Origin of the sequence: Pseudomonas koreensis, from assembly GCF_036668835.1 — a bacterium.
Lineage (GTDB): Bacteria > Pseudomonadota > Gammaproteobacteria > Pseudomonadales > Pseudomonadaceae > Aquipseudomonas > Aquipseudomonas koreensis_I.
In genome coordinates this window covers 362,172-377,642 of the sequence record NZ_JAZEVW010000001.1, presented here as the reverse complement: position 1 = coordinate 377,642, position 15,471 = coordinate 362,172, and the positions used below count along the sequence as shown (strand labels likewise).

Below are 15,471 nucleotides of genomic sequence, written 5' to 3'. Positions count from 1 at the left end.
GGCACTGTGAAGGCATTGCAAGGCGTTGACGGTCAAGTGGCATGGGTTGAAGAGCCGAGTCCTACGTGCGATGTAGGACAAGTCCGTATTCGAGTGGCGGCAGCCGGCCTCAATCGCGCCGATTTATTACAGAAAGCGGGGCTGTATCCGCCTCCGCCGGGTGCCAGCCAAGTGCTCGGTCTAGAGTGTTCCGGGGTCATCAGCGAGGTCGGCGCGGGCAGCGCGTGGCAGGTTGGCGATCGGGTGTGCGCCTTGCTGGCCGGGGGCGGCATGGCGGAAGAGGTGGTTGTCGATGGACGGCACGTGCTGCCGGTTCCCGAAGGCGTTTCGCTGATCGAAGCCGCCGCATTGCCCGAGGTTTATGCAACAGTCTGGCTGAATGTATTTCAGCTTGCGGCGCTCAAGCCCGGTGAGAAAGTTCTCCTGCATGCCGGTGCCAGTGGAATCGGTTCAGCCGCCATTCAGTTGTGCAAGGCGTTTGGTAACCCGTGCTGGGTCAGCGTCGGCTCTGCCGAACGTCTGAATTACTGCGAGTCGCTGGGCGCGCAGGGCGGTGTGCTGCGCACTGACGACCTGCAAAGCCTGCGCGATTTAGGTCCGTTCGATGTGATCCTCGATCCGGTCGGCGGTAACTATTCGGCGCTGAATCTGCAGCTGGTGGCGCTGGACGGGCGCTGGGTGCTGATCGGTCTGATGGGCGGCCGTGAGGCGAAACTGGATCTGGCGCAGGTGCTGGCCAAGCGCGTGCAACTGCTCGGCTCGACGTTGCGCAGTCGCAGTGATCAGTTCAAGGCGGATCTGCTCAGCGATCTCGGCCAGCAGGTGTGGCCGTTGTTTGCTGAAGGGCGGTTGCGTCCGCAATTGGCCAAGGCGTTTGCGGTGAAGGATGCTGAGGCGGCGTTTGCCGAGCTGGCGAGTAATACGGTGGCGGGGAAGTTGGTGTTGGTGATTGATGAGCAATTGAGCTGACAATACAGCCCTCCTGTAGGCGTGAGCCTGCTCGCGATAGCACCGTGTCAGTCACCATCACAGTTGGCAGATAGAGCGCAATCGCGAGCAGGCTCACTGCTACAGGGATCGGTTTATTTCCACAGATGGATCGGCCAGCCGGATTTCTCTGCGTGTTCGAGCAGCACCGGGTCCGGGTTGACCACATGCGGAAAATCCACTTTCAGCAACAACGGCAGATCATTGCGCGAGTCGGAGTAAAAACTCGCGCCTTCGAGATTCTCTTCCTCGGCATCCAGCCATTCCAGCAAACGCGTGATCTTGCCTTCGCGATAGGTCAGGGTGCCAACGGTCTTGCCACTGTAAACGCCGTGGGCGACGTCCAGTTCGATGGCCAGCACCTCATCGATGCCCAACCGTTCGGCGATCGGCTTGACCAGGTGCGTACCCGACGCCGAAATCACCAGAATCCGATCGCCGGCCTTGCGGTGCGCGGCGATGGTTTTGGTGGCGTCGCTGAAGATGATCGGTTCGATGAAATCTTCTACCCACGGGCCCACCAAATGCTCGATTTCTGCCGGCGTGCGGCCGATCAGTGGTTCAAGGCTGAAGGCCATGTAGTCCTCCATCGCCAGGTGGCCGCGGCCGTAGGCGTCCATCAATTCCTTGTCGCGCTGCATGAACGACTCGCCATCGACCCAGCCGAGGCGGACCATTTGCTCGCTCCAGAGCGAGGAGCAGTCGCCGTGAATCAACGTTTCGTCCAGATCAAAAATTGCCAATGCCATCGGTTCTCTCCGAGAACAGCTGCAAGCTACAAGCTTCGAGCTGCAAGAATTAAAATCAGATACACCGCAGTCTACAGCTTGAAGCTTGCAGCTCGAAGCTTGCAGCTGCTCCTAAGCTACTTCACACAGAGCCGTCGGATCGATGGAAAGTGCCAGTCGCTGACCATCGGGAAGCAAATCCGCAGCCGAGCGGTTGAGTACATCCACCACCAATTCCACGCCGCGCGCTTCGACACGATAGCGAATGACATTGCCCAGCAGGCTATGGCTGCGGATCTGCGCGTCGGGTTCGCCGTTGAGGCTCAGTTCGATGGCTTCCGGACGAATCGCGATGCGGTGGTGGATCGGCCGTTGCAGCAGCTTCGACGCGGCCTCGGCATCGAGCAGGTTGTAATTGCCGATGAAGCCGGCGGCGAATACATCGACCGGGGCAGTGTAGAGGGTTTCGGCGTCGCCGCTCTGGACGATCCTGCCCTGATTCATCAGGAAGATTCGATCCGACATGGTCAGCGCTTCTTCCTGATCGTGGGTGACGAAAATCGTGGTCAGGCCGAGTTCGCGCTGGATCTGCCGGATCTGTTCGCGCAGGTGTTTGCGTATCCGTGCGTCGAGGGCCGACAGCGGCTCATCGAGCAGGAGCAAACGCGGGCGGGTGACCAACGAGCGGGCGAGGGCGACGCGCTGGCATTGGCCGCCGGACAGTTGATGCGGGTAGCGGCTGGCGAAGTCGTGCAGTTCAACCAGTTTCAACACCTCGGAAACACGTTTATGGCTGTCGTCGCTATTGACCTTCTGCATGCGCAAACCGAAGGCAACGTTCTGCTCGACGGTCATGTTGGGAAACAGCGCATAGCTCTGGAACACCATGCCGATGCCGCGTTTCTGCGGGCTCAACGGCACGAGGTCGACGCCGTCGAGAAGGATCTGCCCGCCATCTACCGGCGTCAGCCCGGCGATGCAGCGCAACAGGGTCGACTTGCCGCAACCGGACGGGCCGAGAAGGGTCACGAACTCACCCTTGTTGATCTCGCAGTTGATGTCGCTGAACACCGTGGTGCCCGCGTAGTTTTTCTGCAGGTGTTGGACGCTGACATAGCTCATTCGCTTTTGTCCTTGTTCAAGGTGTTGGCGATCCAGGTCAGGACCAGCACGAAAAAGAAATACGAGATGACCAGCGCACTGGTGAAGTGACCGCTGCTGTTGCGCATGTTGTTCAGGTACACCTGCAGGGTTTCGTAGCGGGTGCCGACGAGGATGTTGGCGAAGACGAACTCACCGAACAGGAACGAGAACGACAGCAGCAGCGCCACCATCAGGCCTTTGCGCAGGTTCGGCAGCACCACCAGAAACGCCGCCTGAAAGGTGCTGGCGCCGAGCAGTTGCGCGGCGTCCATCAGGTCGCGCAGGTTGATCGCTTGCAGGTTGTTGGTGATCGCCCGGTACATGAACGGCAGCGCCACGGTGAAGTAGCAACCGATGAGAATCCACGGCGTGCCGACCATCGCCATCGGCCCGGAGCCGTAAAGCTGCAACAGGCCCACCGAGGACACCACCGGCGGCACCGCGAAGGGCAGCAGGATCAGGATGTTCATCAGTGCATCGAGTTTCGGGAAGTGGTAATGCACCACGAACAGCAGCGGCAGGATCAGCACCACCGACAGCACCAGCGCGCCGACGCACACTAGCAACGACTGGCCGAAGGCGTGCAGGAAACGCGGATCGCTCCATAGCTGGATGTACCACTTGAAGGTGAAGCCGCTGGGCAGAATGGTCGCCGACCAACTGCTGGCGATCGAGTACACCAGTGTGCCGGCCAGTGGTAGCAAGAGGATCGCAAACAACAGGTACACCACGACGCGGTGGTAGAGGCCGGCCGGGCCGGATTCAGCGCGAGACATGGTAGCTCCTCTTCAACAGCAGTTGATGCACGACGGTGACGATGGTCATCAGCGCCACCAGCACCACGGCCAGCGCACTGGCCAGATTCGGGTCGAGCGAGATGTCCCCGGAAACCATTGCGGCGATGCGGATCGGCAGCACGTTGAAGTTGCCGGTGGTCAACGCATACACCGTGGCATACGCGCCGAGGGCATTGGCCAACAGGATCACGAAGGTGCCGAGCAGCGCTGGCGTCAGCACCGGCAAACCGATGTGCCGCCAGAACTGCCAGCCATTGGCACCCAGCAGCGCGGCGGATTCGCGCCAGTCTTCACGCAGCGCGTCAAAGGCCGGGTAGAGCAGCAGCACGCCGAGGGGAATCTGGAAGTAGGTGTAGAGAATGATCAGGCCGGTTTTCGAGTACAGGTTGAAGTCCTGAATGATCCCGGATTGTTTCAACATGATCGTGATGCTGCCGTTGAAACCGAGCAGGATGATGAACGCGAACGCCAGCGGCACGCCGGCGAAGTTGCTGGTCATGTTGGCGAAGGCGTTGACGAAGTTGCGCAGTTTGGAGTCGACCCGACGCAGCGAATACGCACCGAGGACGGCGATCAGGATGCCGAACACGCTCGACCAGAAGCTGATTTCAAGGCTGTACTGGATTGCCTGCCGATAGAACTTCGATCCGAAGATTTTGCTGAAGTTGGCCAGGCCCCAACCGGATTCTTCCGATTGCAGGCTGTTGATCATCACCCAGACAAGCGGGGCGATTTCGAAGACGATGAAGAACAGCGCGAACGGCACCAGACACAGCGCCGCCAGCCATTTGCCGCGAGTCATGGCGTTCACTTGAGCAGCTCCCGGCACACAGGTTTATCGTGGGGCACGCCGAGCAACTCGCAGACGGTGCCGCAGATGTCGGTCTGTCTGGGCGCAGCGTTCGCGTTCAGGCTGAAGGCATCGCCGAGGACGAACAGCGGCACCTGGCGTTCTTCCGGCAGCAGGCCGTTGTGCGAGCGATCGTTGTTCATGCCGTGGTCGGCGGTCACCAGCACGTGATAGCCGGCGTCGAGCCAGGCTTGCAGGTAATCGGCGAGGACAATGTCGACCGAGCGGGCGCTGTTGCGGTATTGCGAGCTGTCGAGGCCGTGCTTGTGCCCGGCGTCGTCGATGTTCATCGGGTGTACGAGCAGGAAATTCGGCGCGTGGCGCAGGCGCAGGTTTTCCGCGTCGGCGAACAGGTGCGAATCCGGGTAGTGGTCGTTCCAGTAGAAATGCCCATGCTGGATCGGCAACGACGGATCGTCAGTGTGCCGGTCACGGGCCGCCACGAATGGCGAACGGTTGTACAGTTCGCTGACCCAGTGATAGGCCGCCGCAGCGGTTTTCAGACCGGCATCGCGTGCATAGTGATAAACGCTGCGCTGAGTGGACAGGCGTGAGACGTTGTTGTGGACGATGCCGCTGTCGATCGGCGGCACGCCGGTGAGAATGCATTCATAAAGCGGTCGGGACAGGGCCGGCAGTTCGCACTCCAGTCGATAGAGCGCGGCGCGTCCTGCGCCAACATAAGCCTGCAGATGCCCCATGGCGTGATGCGCGACCTCGTAATTGAGGCCATCGAGCACGACAAGGATGACGTTGTGCTTCATAGGGGCAAGAACTCCGCGAAAGTCAAATATTCCGAAATCAACTCAATCCCTTGTGGGAGCGAGCTTGCTCGCGAAGGCGTCAGATCAGCCAACATCAATGTTGAATGAATAACCGCATTCGCGAGCAAGCTCGCTCCCACAGGGATCTTTGTCGGATCAAGCAGTGGGTCAAGCCATCACTTCATCTCTACGATGACTTCTTCGTTCCACTGCTGCGGCAAGGATTTGGAGGTCTTTTCCCAGGCATCGGCGTCCTTGATCGGGGTGACCTTCTTGTACTGCTCGTTCGGCAGCAGTTTGGCTTTGACGTCTTCCGGCAGTTGCAGGTGTTCGGCACGGATCGGACGGGCATTGCCGCGGGCGAGGTTGGTCTGGCCGGCGTCGCTGAAGATGTATTCGCGGGTCAGCTTGGCGGCGTTGGGGTTTTTCGCGTACTTGTTGATGATCGTGGTGTAGCCGGAAATCACCGAACCGTCGGACGGGATCAGCACCACGTAATCATCCGGGTTGGCCATCTTGGCTTTGTAGCTCAGGCCGTTGAAGTCCCAGACCACCCCGACTTCGATCTCGCCTTTTTCCATGGTGGCGATGGTCGGGTTGGCCATCGACAGGCGACCCTGTTTGGCGATGTCAGCGAACAGCAGCAGGGCCGGCTTGATGTTCTTCTCGTCGCCACCGTTGGCCAGTGCAGCGGCGAGCACGCCGTTGGCGGCTTGGGCGGCGGTGCTCACGTCACCGATGGAGACCTTGTATTTGCCGCTTTTCAGGTCAGCCCATTTGGTCGGCACGTCGGAGCCGTGCAGCAGCTTCTTGTTGACGATGAAGGCGATGGTGCCGGTGTAGGCCAGCGCCCAGTTGCCGTCCTTGTCCTTGGCCCAGTCCGGTACCTGATCCCAGGTGCTTGGCTTGTATGGTTGCACCACGCCCTGCTTGACCGCGATCGGGCCGAAGGCCGCGCCGACGTCGCCGATGTCGGCGGTGGCGTTGTCTTTCTCGGCGGCGAACTTGGCGATTTCCTGCGCCGAGCTCATGTCGGTGTCGATGTGTTTCAGGCCATATGTCTTGGCCAGGTCTTCCCAGGTGCCTTTCCAGTTGGCCCAGTCATCGGGCATGCCGACGCTGTTGACGGCGCCTTCCGCTTTGGCAGCGGCTTCGAGGGTTTTCAGATCGGTGCCGGCCGCCATGGCGGAGGTGCACAGTGCAATGGTCGAGCCTAACAGTGTTGCCAGGAAAAGCTGTTTCATTCCGAAGCTCCTTGGTCGTGTTCAACGCTGCGATTGCGGTTTGTGTTGGTCTAGGTCAGCAATACCTGAGCCAATTTAAGCGGACTGGATGACACTTTAATGTCGACGGCGGTTGGTCCGGCCTTTTCTGTGCCCGGTGTGGGCAGGTGCTCGCTAAGCGTAGACCAACCCCGAAGGCCCGGTACGCAAGGGACTTGGCCGATGTATTGCAAGTCGTGAGCACGACCGCTGGGCAGTTTTGTCATCTGCCGGTCATCTGCACTGCCTAGGCTTGCAACATCCGCAAACGGCTCGTTGGCCGTGCGCTTTTGCCCCGAAACAGTGCTGGTCTAGTCCAGATAGGTAACGTTGATGCGTGATGAGGCAACAAAAGCGGTGACAGCGATTGGCCAGGTGTTGCAGGAGCAGCTCGATCACGGCTTGCTGGCGGCAGGCAGCAAGTTGCCGGCCGAGCGCAAGCTCAGCGAGTTGTTCGGCACCACGCGAATTACCGTGCGCGAGGCGTTGTTGCAACTGGAGGCGCAGGGGCAGATATATCGCGAGGAGCGCCGTGGCTGGTTCGTGTCGCCGCCGCGTCTGGCGTACAACCTGATGCAGCGCAGTCACTTTCACGCGATGGTCAGTGCGCAGGGGCGGGTGGCGTCGACCGAGGTGATTTCGGCGCGTTTGCAGCCGGCGTCGGCGGCGGTGTGTGCGTGGCTGCAGTTGCCGGCGCTGTCGAGCGTGATTCAGATTTGCCGGTCGCGGCGCATTGACGGGCGGTTGGTGTTGTATGTGGAGCACTATTTGAACCCGCAGTTTTTTCCGGGGATTCTGGAGTTCGATCTGAATCAGTCGATGACCGAGTTGTATGCGCGGCATTTTGATTTGCATTATGGGCGGGTGCGTTTTGAGATTGTGCCGACGTCATTGTCGGTGGATGCGGCGGCCGCTTTAAGGGTGTCGGTGGGGAGTCCGGGGTTGCGGATTGCCCGGGTCAATTATGATCAGCATGAGCGGTTGATTGATTGTGATCTGGAGTTTTGGCGCCATGATGCGATTCACGTTGGGGTTGATGTGGTTTGATCCTTGGCGGCCTGTGGGCCGACCAGGTTCTGGTTGTTTTGGGGGCATATCCGTTGCTTCGGTAGCGGCTGCTGGCGGTTTCGCCTGACGGCGACTTACTTTTTTACAAGCGCCTAAAAAAGTAAGCAAAAAACGCTTGCTCCTACGTTCGGCCCTCGCAGGCTCGGGTCCCTTCGCTCCGGGATCGATCCGGGCGCAGCGGCTACGGTTTGCTTCGCTGCACCTCCTTCCGCTGTGTCTGGCTACGCCAGACGGTCGCTGCGCTCCCACGCCCGGATCAATCCCTGCGCTCAGCCTTCCGATGTCGCTGGTTAGGCAAGATCAAGGGCACTCGAGCTAACGCTCATTGTTGAGTGGTTAGAAGCGGGTGGTTGGCTTTGGTTTTGTGGTGTGGCTGCCCCTCACCCCAGCCCTCTCCCCCTGGAGAGGGAGCCGATTTTGGTTGATTTCGAGACTTGCGTTCGACTCGGTATCGCGGGTCGGTTTAGCGCTCGCATCCACCACGGTCAGTCCCCTCTCCCTCTGGGAGAGGGCTAGGGTGAGGGGCTTTTGACGTTGAGGGTGGTCTTATTTGCCCACCCCGGCATTCGCATACAGATAATCCGTCGCCAGCGAAGCCAATGTCCTGACTCCAACCACCAGCGCCGACTCGTCGACAAAGAACCCCGGATTATGGTTCGGCGCGGCTTTGCTCATGTCCTGATCCCGTGGCGTCACGCCCAGAAACACAAACAGCCCCGGCGCTTCCTTGGCGAAGAAGGAGAAGTCTTCCGCGCCGCCCACCAGCGGTCCTTGCACGACGTCGTTCTTGGCGGCCCATTTCAGGGTTGGCAGCATTTTCTCGGTGAGCGCCGGGTTGTTGATGGTCGGGTCGTATTTTTCGATGATGGTGACGTCGGCTTTTGCGCCGCCGCTTTCGGCGATTTTTTCGATGGTCTGGCGGACGTCTTTGTGCAGTTTCTGGCGGATGCCGTAGTCGTAGGAGCGGATGGTGCCGGTCATGTCGACGGATTCGGGGATGATGTTGTAGCGGGTGCCGCCGTTGATGGTGCCGATGCTGACCACGGATGGATAAGACGAGATATCGGTGCGGCGGCTGACCACGGTTTGCAGGCCGACGATGGTTTGCGCGCCGACGGTGATCGGGTCGATGCCGTCCCAAGGGCGGCCGGCGTGGGTTTGCTTGCCGAGGATCTTGATGCGCAGGTCGTCGGAGCTGGCGAGGGTCGGGCCGGGGCGGTAGGCGATCTGGCCGGCGGGGACGCCGGCCCAGACGTGGAGGCCGAACACCGCGTCGGGTTTGGGTGATTTCATCACGCCTTCCTGCACCATCATTTTCGCGCCCCAGGTGTTTTTGCCATCGGGGATGAAGTCGCTGGGGCCTTCTTCGGCGGGCTGGAAGTAGAACACCACGGTGCCGGGCAGGGTGTCGCGCATGCCAGTCAGAATTTTCGCCGTGCTCAGCAGGATCGCGGTGTGGGCGTCGTGGCCGCAGGCGTGCATGACGTCGACTTCCTTGTCGAGGTAAGTGCCTTTGGCTTTCGAGGCGAACGGCAGGTCGGAAACTTCCTTGACCGGCAGCGCGTCCATGTCGGCGCGCAGGGCCACGGTCGGGCCGGGCAGGGCGCCTTTGAGGACGGCGACCACGCCGGTGCGGGCCACGCCGGTTTTCACCTCAAGGCCCATGGCTTTGAGCTGCCCCGCGACCAGCTCGGCGGTGCGTTTTTCGCTGTTGCCGAGTTCCGGGTGGGCGTGCAGGTCGCGGCGGGTTTCGAGCAGTTCGGGCTCAAGCTTTTGCGCCTGTTCGGCGATTTGCTCGCGGCTGCTGTCCAGCGTGGCGGCGCCGGCGTGGCTGGCGATCAGGCTGAGCAGGACGGTCTGGGCAATGCGCGTCAGTTGCATGGCTTTCTCCTTGATTATTGTTGTCGGGCTTCCCTGCCTGTGACTGCAACCGCACGCTTGAGTGCTATTCCTTCGGCTGCCCGCCACCGGCGGTGATCACTTGCACGCTCATGCGCGGCGTCGCCAGGTCCAGTCCGGCCTCGTCGAGATGGCGTTTGAGCGACAGGTTGAACGCACGGGAAACTTCCCATTGTTTGATCGGTGCGGTCTTGAAGCGTGCGCGCAAAATCGCACTGCCGGACTCGAAACTTTCCACACCCTGGATTTCCAGCGGCGACCAGATATTGCGCCGTTGCAGCGGATCAGTGCGCATCTTCTGCCCGACGTCGCGCATCAGTTTGATCGCGTCGTCGATTTCCATGTTGTACGGCACCGCCACGCGGAAAATCGCGTAGCCGAACTCTCGCGAGTAGTTCTTGATGCTTTTGATTTCGCTGAACGGAATGGTGTGAACGATGCCGTCGATATCGCGCAGGCGCACGGTGCGGATGGTCAGACCTTCGACCGTGCCGAGGTGGCCGCCGACGTCGACGTAATCGTCGATCGCCAGCGAGTCTTCGATAATGATGAACAGACCAGTGATCAAGTCCGCGACCAGTGACTGCGCACCGAAACCAATGGCCAGACCGATCACACCGGCACCCGCGAGCAGCGGCGTGACGTTCATGCCCATGTTCGCCAGGGCGACGATCAGCGCAATGATGAAAATCGCCACGAACAGCACGTTGCGGATCAGCGGCATCATCGTCTGCGCGCGGGCGTTGGCCAGGCCTTTGCGTGAACGGGTGAGGGCATGGTGAACGGCGGTGTCGGCGAGAATCCAGATCAGCCAGGAAATGATCAGCGTGCCGATCAGGCTGAACAGTTTGACGCTGACGTCATGGCCGTCGCCCTCGGCGAAGCCGATCAGCGAATGGCCCCAGACCCGCAGGCCCAGCTCGATGAACAGCAGCCACACCAGCAGATGCGCGAGGGTGTAGAAAAAGTTTTTCAGGCGTTCCGAATACAGCGCATGACGTTTTGGCCCGCGTTGCGGTTTCAGCGAATGACGGCGGACGAGACCGTTGATGACCATACACAGCACCAGCAGCACCGTGCAGATCAGCGACTGACGCAATGCGGTGCTGGTGTCGCCGGCGGAAACGAAGGTGGCGAACAGCGAAATACCCACCAGCACCAGCGCCGGCACGTACCAGAAGGTGCCAAGGATTTCGATGGTGTCGCTGAGGGCGCGGCGGGTCAGCCGCCGCGATAATGGCTGGTTGCGGATCAGGTGCGCGATCGGTCGGCGGAAACGCAGGATGAATAGACCGGTCGACAACGCCGCCAGCACATTGGCCACGGTCGCGGCGGTGTGGGCCAGATGCACGCCGAGGCTAGCGACCAGACGCGGGTCGCTCAAGGCCTCACCGAACGCGGCGAAGCTGCCGATCAGCCACAGCGGCCGGAACGCCTGATGGCGCAGGATGTAGAGGGCGCGATGACGGTGCGGGCCGTCGAGCAGGGAAAACGCGATCACGCAGATCGCCGAGAAACAGGTGCCGACCACCAGCGCATAGGCCAGCACCATCGCCAGACTCTTGCCCAGAGACGAGGGCAAGGCGTAGCTCATGTACACGGTCATCACCAATGCGATCAGCCACGGCCCGAGCTTGCGCAGGGCAAAGCGCAGCATGTCGAGGGCGCGCGGGTGTTGCGGCAGTTCTTCGGTGAGGCCGAAGCGCAGACGCACGCGGTGACCGAGCCAGATCAGCGCGGCGGCGAGCAGGCTCCAGACCATCAGGATCATCGCGAAGCCGAAAATGATCGGCAGCCATTGATTGGCCGGCAGCATCAGGCCGCGCAATTCGTCCTTGGCCAGATCGAATTCATTGCCCCAGCGATTGAGCGGGCTGTCGGCGCCGGTGAATTGTTTTTCGAAATTGGCGAGGGTGCCGCCGATCAGGCCGAGCACGCCTTCTTCGGGGCTGGCCTGGGCCTTGTTGGTGGCGTCGCGCAGTTTCTTCAAGTCACTCAAGAGTTGCGCGCGCTGCTGGTCGTTTTCCAGCGACTTGATGACTTCGTCGAGGGACTGGCCGAGCGGTTCCTCGGCGACGGGCTGCGCTTTGCCGGTGTTGAGCACGCCGGGCAAACCGACCGCGTTGGCGGGCGCCAGCGGCAGCAGGCACATCAGGCAAACGAGAAACAGACTGGGCAAGGCAAGGAAACGAGCGAACACTGGGCGGTCAACCGGGCAAGGGGTGGATGCGCTGGAGTGTACGAGGCCCATGGGGGCAATGCGAGCCGGCGCGGGTTATTCGTTGAGTTTGGCGAGGATCTTGTAGATCACTGTGGCGAGGATCATCAGCATGCCGATCCACATGGCGAACACGCCGGCGTTCTTGTCACGGAAGTTGAAACCGATTGCCAGCAGGAGCATTCCGCTCAGGATTGGAATGAGCATGGCGTGGAACGACGACATCGAGATCATGGAGACTGCCTTGTCTTTGGGATGATTTGAGTCTAGGCGGCTTTTTGAGCCGGGGAAGTGATGTGGTGCAGGAATTTTCGCTTTCTTGTGTCTGGGCCGGCGCTTTCGCGAGCAGGCTCGCTCCCACATTGGAATGCATTCCAAAGTGGAAGCCCATTTCCTTGAAATGCTTTCCAGGGTGGGAGCGAGCCTGCTCGCGAAGCTTTTCAGCCTTTAAGGCAGGTCACGACTGGCATAGAACGCACTGAGCACTTTGACCAGGTGCGCCAGGTCATGGCTGCCGCACAATTCACGGATCGAGTGCATGGCGAAGGTCGGCAGGCCGATGTCGACGGTGCGCACGCCCAGGTGGCTGGCGGTGATCGGGCCGATGGTCGAGCCGCAGCCCATGTCGCTGCGCACCACGAAGCTTTGCACCGGGACTTCTTCGGCCATGCACAGATGACGGAAGAACCCCGCGGTTTCGCTGTTGGTGGCGTAGCGCTGGTTGCTGTTGACCTTGATCACCGGGCCGGCGTTGAGCTTCGGACCGTGGTTGGCGTCGTGCTTCTCCGCATAGTTCGGATGCACGCCGTGGGCGTTGTCGGCCGAGACCAGCAGGGATTTCTGGATGGTGCGAACGAACTCGTCGCCTTCCGGCAGCACGCGGCGCAGGGTCTGTTCGAGCATCGGGCCATCGGCACCGCAGGCCGAACAGGAGCCGACTTCTTCGTGGTCGTTGCACACCAGCACGCAGGTTTCGTCGGTTTCGGCGTTGAGCAAGGCTTGCAGGCCGGCGTAGCACGACAGCAGGTTGTCGAGGCGCGCGCCGGCGATGAAATCGCCATTGAGGCCAATCACTGCCGCGCTTTGCGTGTCGTAGAAACTCAGCTCGTAATCGAGCACCACATCGGCGTTCAAACCGTGTTCGCGGGCCAGTTGATCGGTGAGCACAGCGCGGAAATCCACGCGCTCGTCACCGGCAAATTGCGCGAGGATCGGCGGCAGCTCGGTCTGCGCGTTGATTGCCCAGCCCTGATTGGCTTCACGGTTGAGGTGAATGGCCAGGTTGGGAATGATCGCGATCGGCGCCTTGAAGTCGATCAACTGGCTTTCGACCTTGCCATCGCGGCGGAAGGTCACGCGGCCGGCCAGCGACAGGTCGCGGTCGAACCACGGCGCCAGCAGTGCGCCGCCGTAGACTTCGACACCCAGCTGCCAGAAGCCTTGACGCTGCAGTTCCGGTTGCGGCTTGACTCGCAGGCACGGGCTGTCGGTGTGCGCGCCGACCAGGCGGATACCGCCATGCAGTGGCGAGGTGCGGCCCATTTTGATGGCGACAATGGAAGAGTCGTTACGGGTGACGTAATAGCGGCCGTTAGGCTCGGTGGTCCACGGTTCGCGCTCATCGAGGCGCACGTAACCGGCGGCCTCCAGACGCTGAACCAGACTGGCGGTGGCGTGGAACGGGGTAGGGGAGGCCTTGAGAAAGTCGATCAGGCCTTGGTTCAACTCTTCGCGCATAAGAAACTCCAGACAGCAATGGGCGGGAGTTTAACGTATTGGCCGAACAATTGAATCCGAACCGGAGCCCCTGTAGGAGTGAGCCTGCTCGCGATCGCGGTGTGTCAGAGCATTATTAATTGACTGACATACCGCTATCGCGAGCAGGCTCACTCCTACAGAGGGACGGTGGTGTTTGTCAGAACGGCGCCGGGCACTCAAAGCGCAGGCGTTCGCCGGTCTGCGGGTGAGTGAAGCTGAGCATGCTCGCGTGCAGGCACAGCCGTGGCCATGCCGCCAGCGCCTGTTCATGGGCATAGAGCCCGTCGCCGAGCAGCGGATGGCCGATCGACAACATGTGCACACGCAACTGGTGCGAACGACCGGTAATCGGCGTCAGTTCGACGCGGCACCAGTCGCCGCAACGCTCGAGCAGCTTCCAGAACGTCAACGCATGTTTGCCGAATTCGTGATCGACCACGTGTCGTGGCTTGGTCGGCGGATCGTAACGCAAGGGCAGATCGATGCTGCCGCTGTCGAGTTCCGGTTGACCCCAGGCCAGCGCGGTGTAGGCCTTTTCGGTTTCGCGGTCGTGAAATTGCCGCGACAGTTCGCGGTGTGTGTCGGCGTCGCGGGCCAGCAGAATGATGCCGGAGGTTTCCCAGTCCAGGCGATGGACGATGCGCGCTTCCGGGTAGCCGTTTTCCTGCAGACGGGTGATCAGGCAGTCCTTGTTGTCGTCAGCGCGGCCGGGCACCGAGAGCAGCAGGGTCGGTTTGTCGACCACCAGTACGGCGGCGTCCTGATGGATGATGCGGATGTTGGACAGCGGCATTAAAACAGCCTCGTAACAAATGCCAACGGCGGTTCAGCGCCACTCCACTGAAGGAATGGCCCTGAACCGCCGTCGTACCTGCCGGATCGACTCAGCGATCGGGCAGGGTGATGTTGAGTTCCAGAATCGAGCAACTGCCCTGGCTTTCCAGTGCAACATGTACGTCGTCGTTGCCGATGTTGACGTACTTGCGGATCACGTCGACCAGTTCCTTCTGCAAGGCTGGCAGGTAATCCGGCGTGCTGCGCTGGCCGCGCTCATGCGCCACGATGATCTGTAGACGCTCTTTCGCTACCGAGGCGGTACTTGGCTTTTTGTTGGCACGAAAGAAGTCAAAAAGGTTCATTACCTACCTCCAAACAGGCGCTCGAAGAATCCCTTCTTCTCGACATCGAGGAATCGGTGGGCTTTTTCTTTGCCCAGCAAGCGGTCGACGGTATCGCTGTACGCCTGACCGGCATCGCTCTGGTCGTCGAGAATCACTGGCACGCCCTGGTTGGAAGCCTTGAGCACCGCCTGGGATTCCGGAATCACGCCGAGCAGGGTAACCGAGAGGATTTCCTTGACGTCTTCAACGCCGAGCATTTCGCCCTTTTCAACACGCTCCGGGTGGTAGCGGGTGATCAGCAGGTGTTCCTTGATCGGGTCTTCGCCACGTTCGGCGCGGCGCGATTTGCTCGCCAGCAGCCCGAGCATGCGGTCCGAGTCACGTACCGAGGAGACTTCCGGGTTGGTCACGACGATCGCTTCGTCAGCGAAGTACATGGCCAGGTGCGCGCCTTTCTCGATGCCCGCCGGGGAGTCGCAGACGACGAACTCGAACTGTTCCTTGAGCTCCATCAGGACTTTTTCCACGCCTTCGACGGTCAGCGCGTCTTTGTCGCGGGTCTGGCTGGCGGCCAGCACGTAGAGGTTTTCCAGACGCTTGTCTTTGATCAGCGCCTGTTGCAGGTTGGCTTCGCCGTTCACGACGTTGACGAAGTCGTATACCACGCGGCGCTCGCAACCCATGATCAGGTCGAGGTTACGCAAGCCGACGTCGAAGTCGACAATCACTGTTTTGTGGCCGCGCAGCGCGAGACCGGTACCGATAGCGGCGCTGGTGGTGGTCTTACCCACACCACCCTTGCCGGATGTAACCACGAGAATCTTGGCCAAGGTGTTTCACCCCTAAGGAAGAAGGACTGTTCAGCCCCTGAAAAAC

The 15,471-nt window shown here is 60.8% G+C and carries 15 protein-coding genes; 2 read left to right on the top strand and 13 right to left on the bottom strand.

Annotated features, from left to right (window positions below; genetic code table 11):
* The first annotated feature begins 6 nt into the window (after positions 1 to 6).
* Positions 7 to 969, top strand: a complete 963-nt coding sequence (locus V6F91_RS01570) for a zinc-binding dehydrogenase (RefSeq protein WP_332761833.1) — start codon at positions 7 to 9, stop codon at positions 967 to 969.
* Between the two features lie 113 nt (positions 970 to 1,082).
* On the opposite strand, the gene V6F91_RS01565 is transcribed toward V6F91_RS01570, so the two are convergent.
* From V6F91_RS01565 to V6F91_RS01540, 6 genes are all read right to left on the bottom strand, one after another.
* Positions 1,083 to 1,736, bottom strand: coding sequence for an HAD family hydrolase (locus tag V6F91_RS01565; protein WP_332761832.1), 654 nt, complete (start codon positions 1,734 to 1,736; stop codon positions 1,083 to 1,085).
* 111 nt (positions 1,737 to 1,847) lie between these two features.
* Positions 1,848 to 2,837: an ABC transporter ATP-binding protein gene (locus V6F91_RS01560; protein WP_332761830.1), complete on the bottom strand. Its 990-nt coding sequence runs from the start codon at positions 2,835 to 2,837 to the stop codon at positions 1,848 to 1,850.
* Positions 2,834 to 3,634 carry an ABC transporter permease gene (locus tag V6F91_RS01555; protein WP_208938153.1) on the bottom strand — a complete coding sequence of 267 codons (801 nt, stop codon included), beginning with the start codon at positions 3,632 to 3,634 and terminating at the stop codon, positions 2,834 to 2,836. Before V6F91_RS01555 ends, V6F91_RS01560 begins: the two co-directional genes overlap by 4 nt.
* The gene (locus V6F91_RS01550) at positions 3,621 to 4,457 is read right to left on the bottom strand and encodes an ABC transporter permease (protein ID WP_208941129.1); all 837 of its coding nucleotides are present in this window, start codon (positions 4,455 to 4,457) and stop codon (positions 3,621 to 3,623) included. Before V6F91_RS01550 ends, V6F91_RS01555 begins: the two co-directional genes overlap by 14 nt.
* Before the next feature lie 5 nt (positions 4,458 to 4,462).
* The gene (locus tag V6F91_RS01545; RefSeq protein WP_332761827.1) at positions 4,463 to 5,269 is read right to left on the bottom strand and encodes an alkaline phosphatase family protein; all 807 of its coding nucleotides are present in this window, start codon (positions 5,267 to 5,269) and stop codon (positions 4,463 to 4,465) included.
* Positions 5,270 to 5,445: 176 nt separating this feature from the next.
* Entirely contained in the window at positions 5,446 to 6,513 is a 1,068-nt protein-coding gene (locus tag V6F91_RS01540; RefSeq protein ID WP_332761825.1) for an ABC transporter substrate-binding protein, read from the bottom strand.
* Positions 6,514 to 6,864: 351 nt separating this feature from the next.
* Between V6F91_RS01540 and V6F91_RS01535 the strand changes: the two genes are divergently transcribed.
* Positions 6,865 to 7,578, top strand: coding sequence for a UTRA domain-containing protein (locus tag V6F91_RS01535; RefSeq protein ID WP_093103228.1), 714 nt, complete (start codon positions 6,865 to 6,867; stop codon positions 7,576 to 7,578).
* A gap of 567 nt (positions 7,579 to 8,145) precedes the next feature.
* On the opposite strand, the gene V6F91_RS01530 is transcribed toward V6F91_RS01535, so the two are convergent.
* From V6F91_RS01530 to minD, 7 genes are all read right to left on the bottom strand, one after another.
* Positions 8,146 to 9,480 carry an amidohydrolase gene (locus V6F91_RS01530; RefSeq protein WP_332761823.1) on the bottom strand — a complete coding sequence of 445 codons (1,335 nt, stop codon included), beginning with the start codon at positions 9,478 to 9,480 and terminating at the stop codon, positions 8,146 to 8,148.
* Positions 9,481 to 9,544: 64 nt separating this feature from the next.
* The gene (locus V6F91_RS01525; protein WP_332761821.1) at positions 9,545 to 11,698 is read right to left on the bottom strand and encodes a mechanosensitive ion channel family protein; all 2,154 of its coding nucleotides are present in this window, start codon (positions 11,696 to 11,698) and stop codon (positions 9,545 to 9,547) included.
* A gap of 75 nt (positions 11,699 to 11,773) precedes the next feature.
* Positions 11,774 to 11,950, bottom strand: coding sequence for a hypothetical protein (locus V6F91_RS01520; RefSeq protein WP_167359889.1), 177 nt, complete (start codon positions 11,948 to 11,950; stop codon positions 11,774 to 11,776).
* 213 nt (positions 11,951 to 12,163) lie between these two features.
* Positions 12,164 to 13,453 carry a M18 family aminopeptidase gene (locus V6F91_RS01515; RefSeq protein ID WP_090282483.1) on the bottom strand — a complete coding sequence of 430 codons (1,290 nt, stop codon included), beginning with the start codon at positions 13,451 to 13,453 and terminating at the stop codon, positions 12,164 to 12,166.
* Between the two features lie 178 nt (positions 13,454 to 13,631).
* Positions 13,632 to 14,267, bottom strand: a complete 636-nt coding sequence (locus V6F91_RS01510) for an RluA family pseudouridine synthase (RefSeq protein WP_332761818.1) — start codon at positions 14,265 to 14,267, stop codon at positions 13,632 to 13,634.
* Between the two features lie 91 nt (positions 14,268 to 14,358).
* Complete coding sequence (minE, locus tag V6F91_RS01505; RefSeq protein WP_003223146.1) at positions 14,359 to 14,613, bottom strand: cell division topological specificity factor MinE; 255 nt, start codon at positions 14,611 to 14,613, stop codon at positions 14,359 to 14,361.
* Positions 14,613 to 15,425 carry a septum site-determining protein MinD gene (gene minD, locus V6F91_RS01500; RefSeq protein ID WP_007913953.1) on the bottom strand — a complete coding sequence of 271 codons (813 nt, stop codon included), beginning with the start codon at positions 15,423 to 15,425 and terminating at the stop codon, positions 14,613 to 14,615. Before minD ends, minE begins: the two co-directional genes overlap by 1 nt.
* Between the last annotated feature and the right edge of the window lie 46 nt (positions 15,426 to 15,471).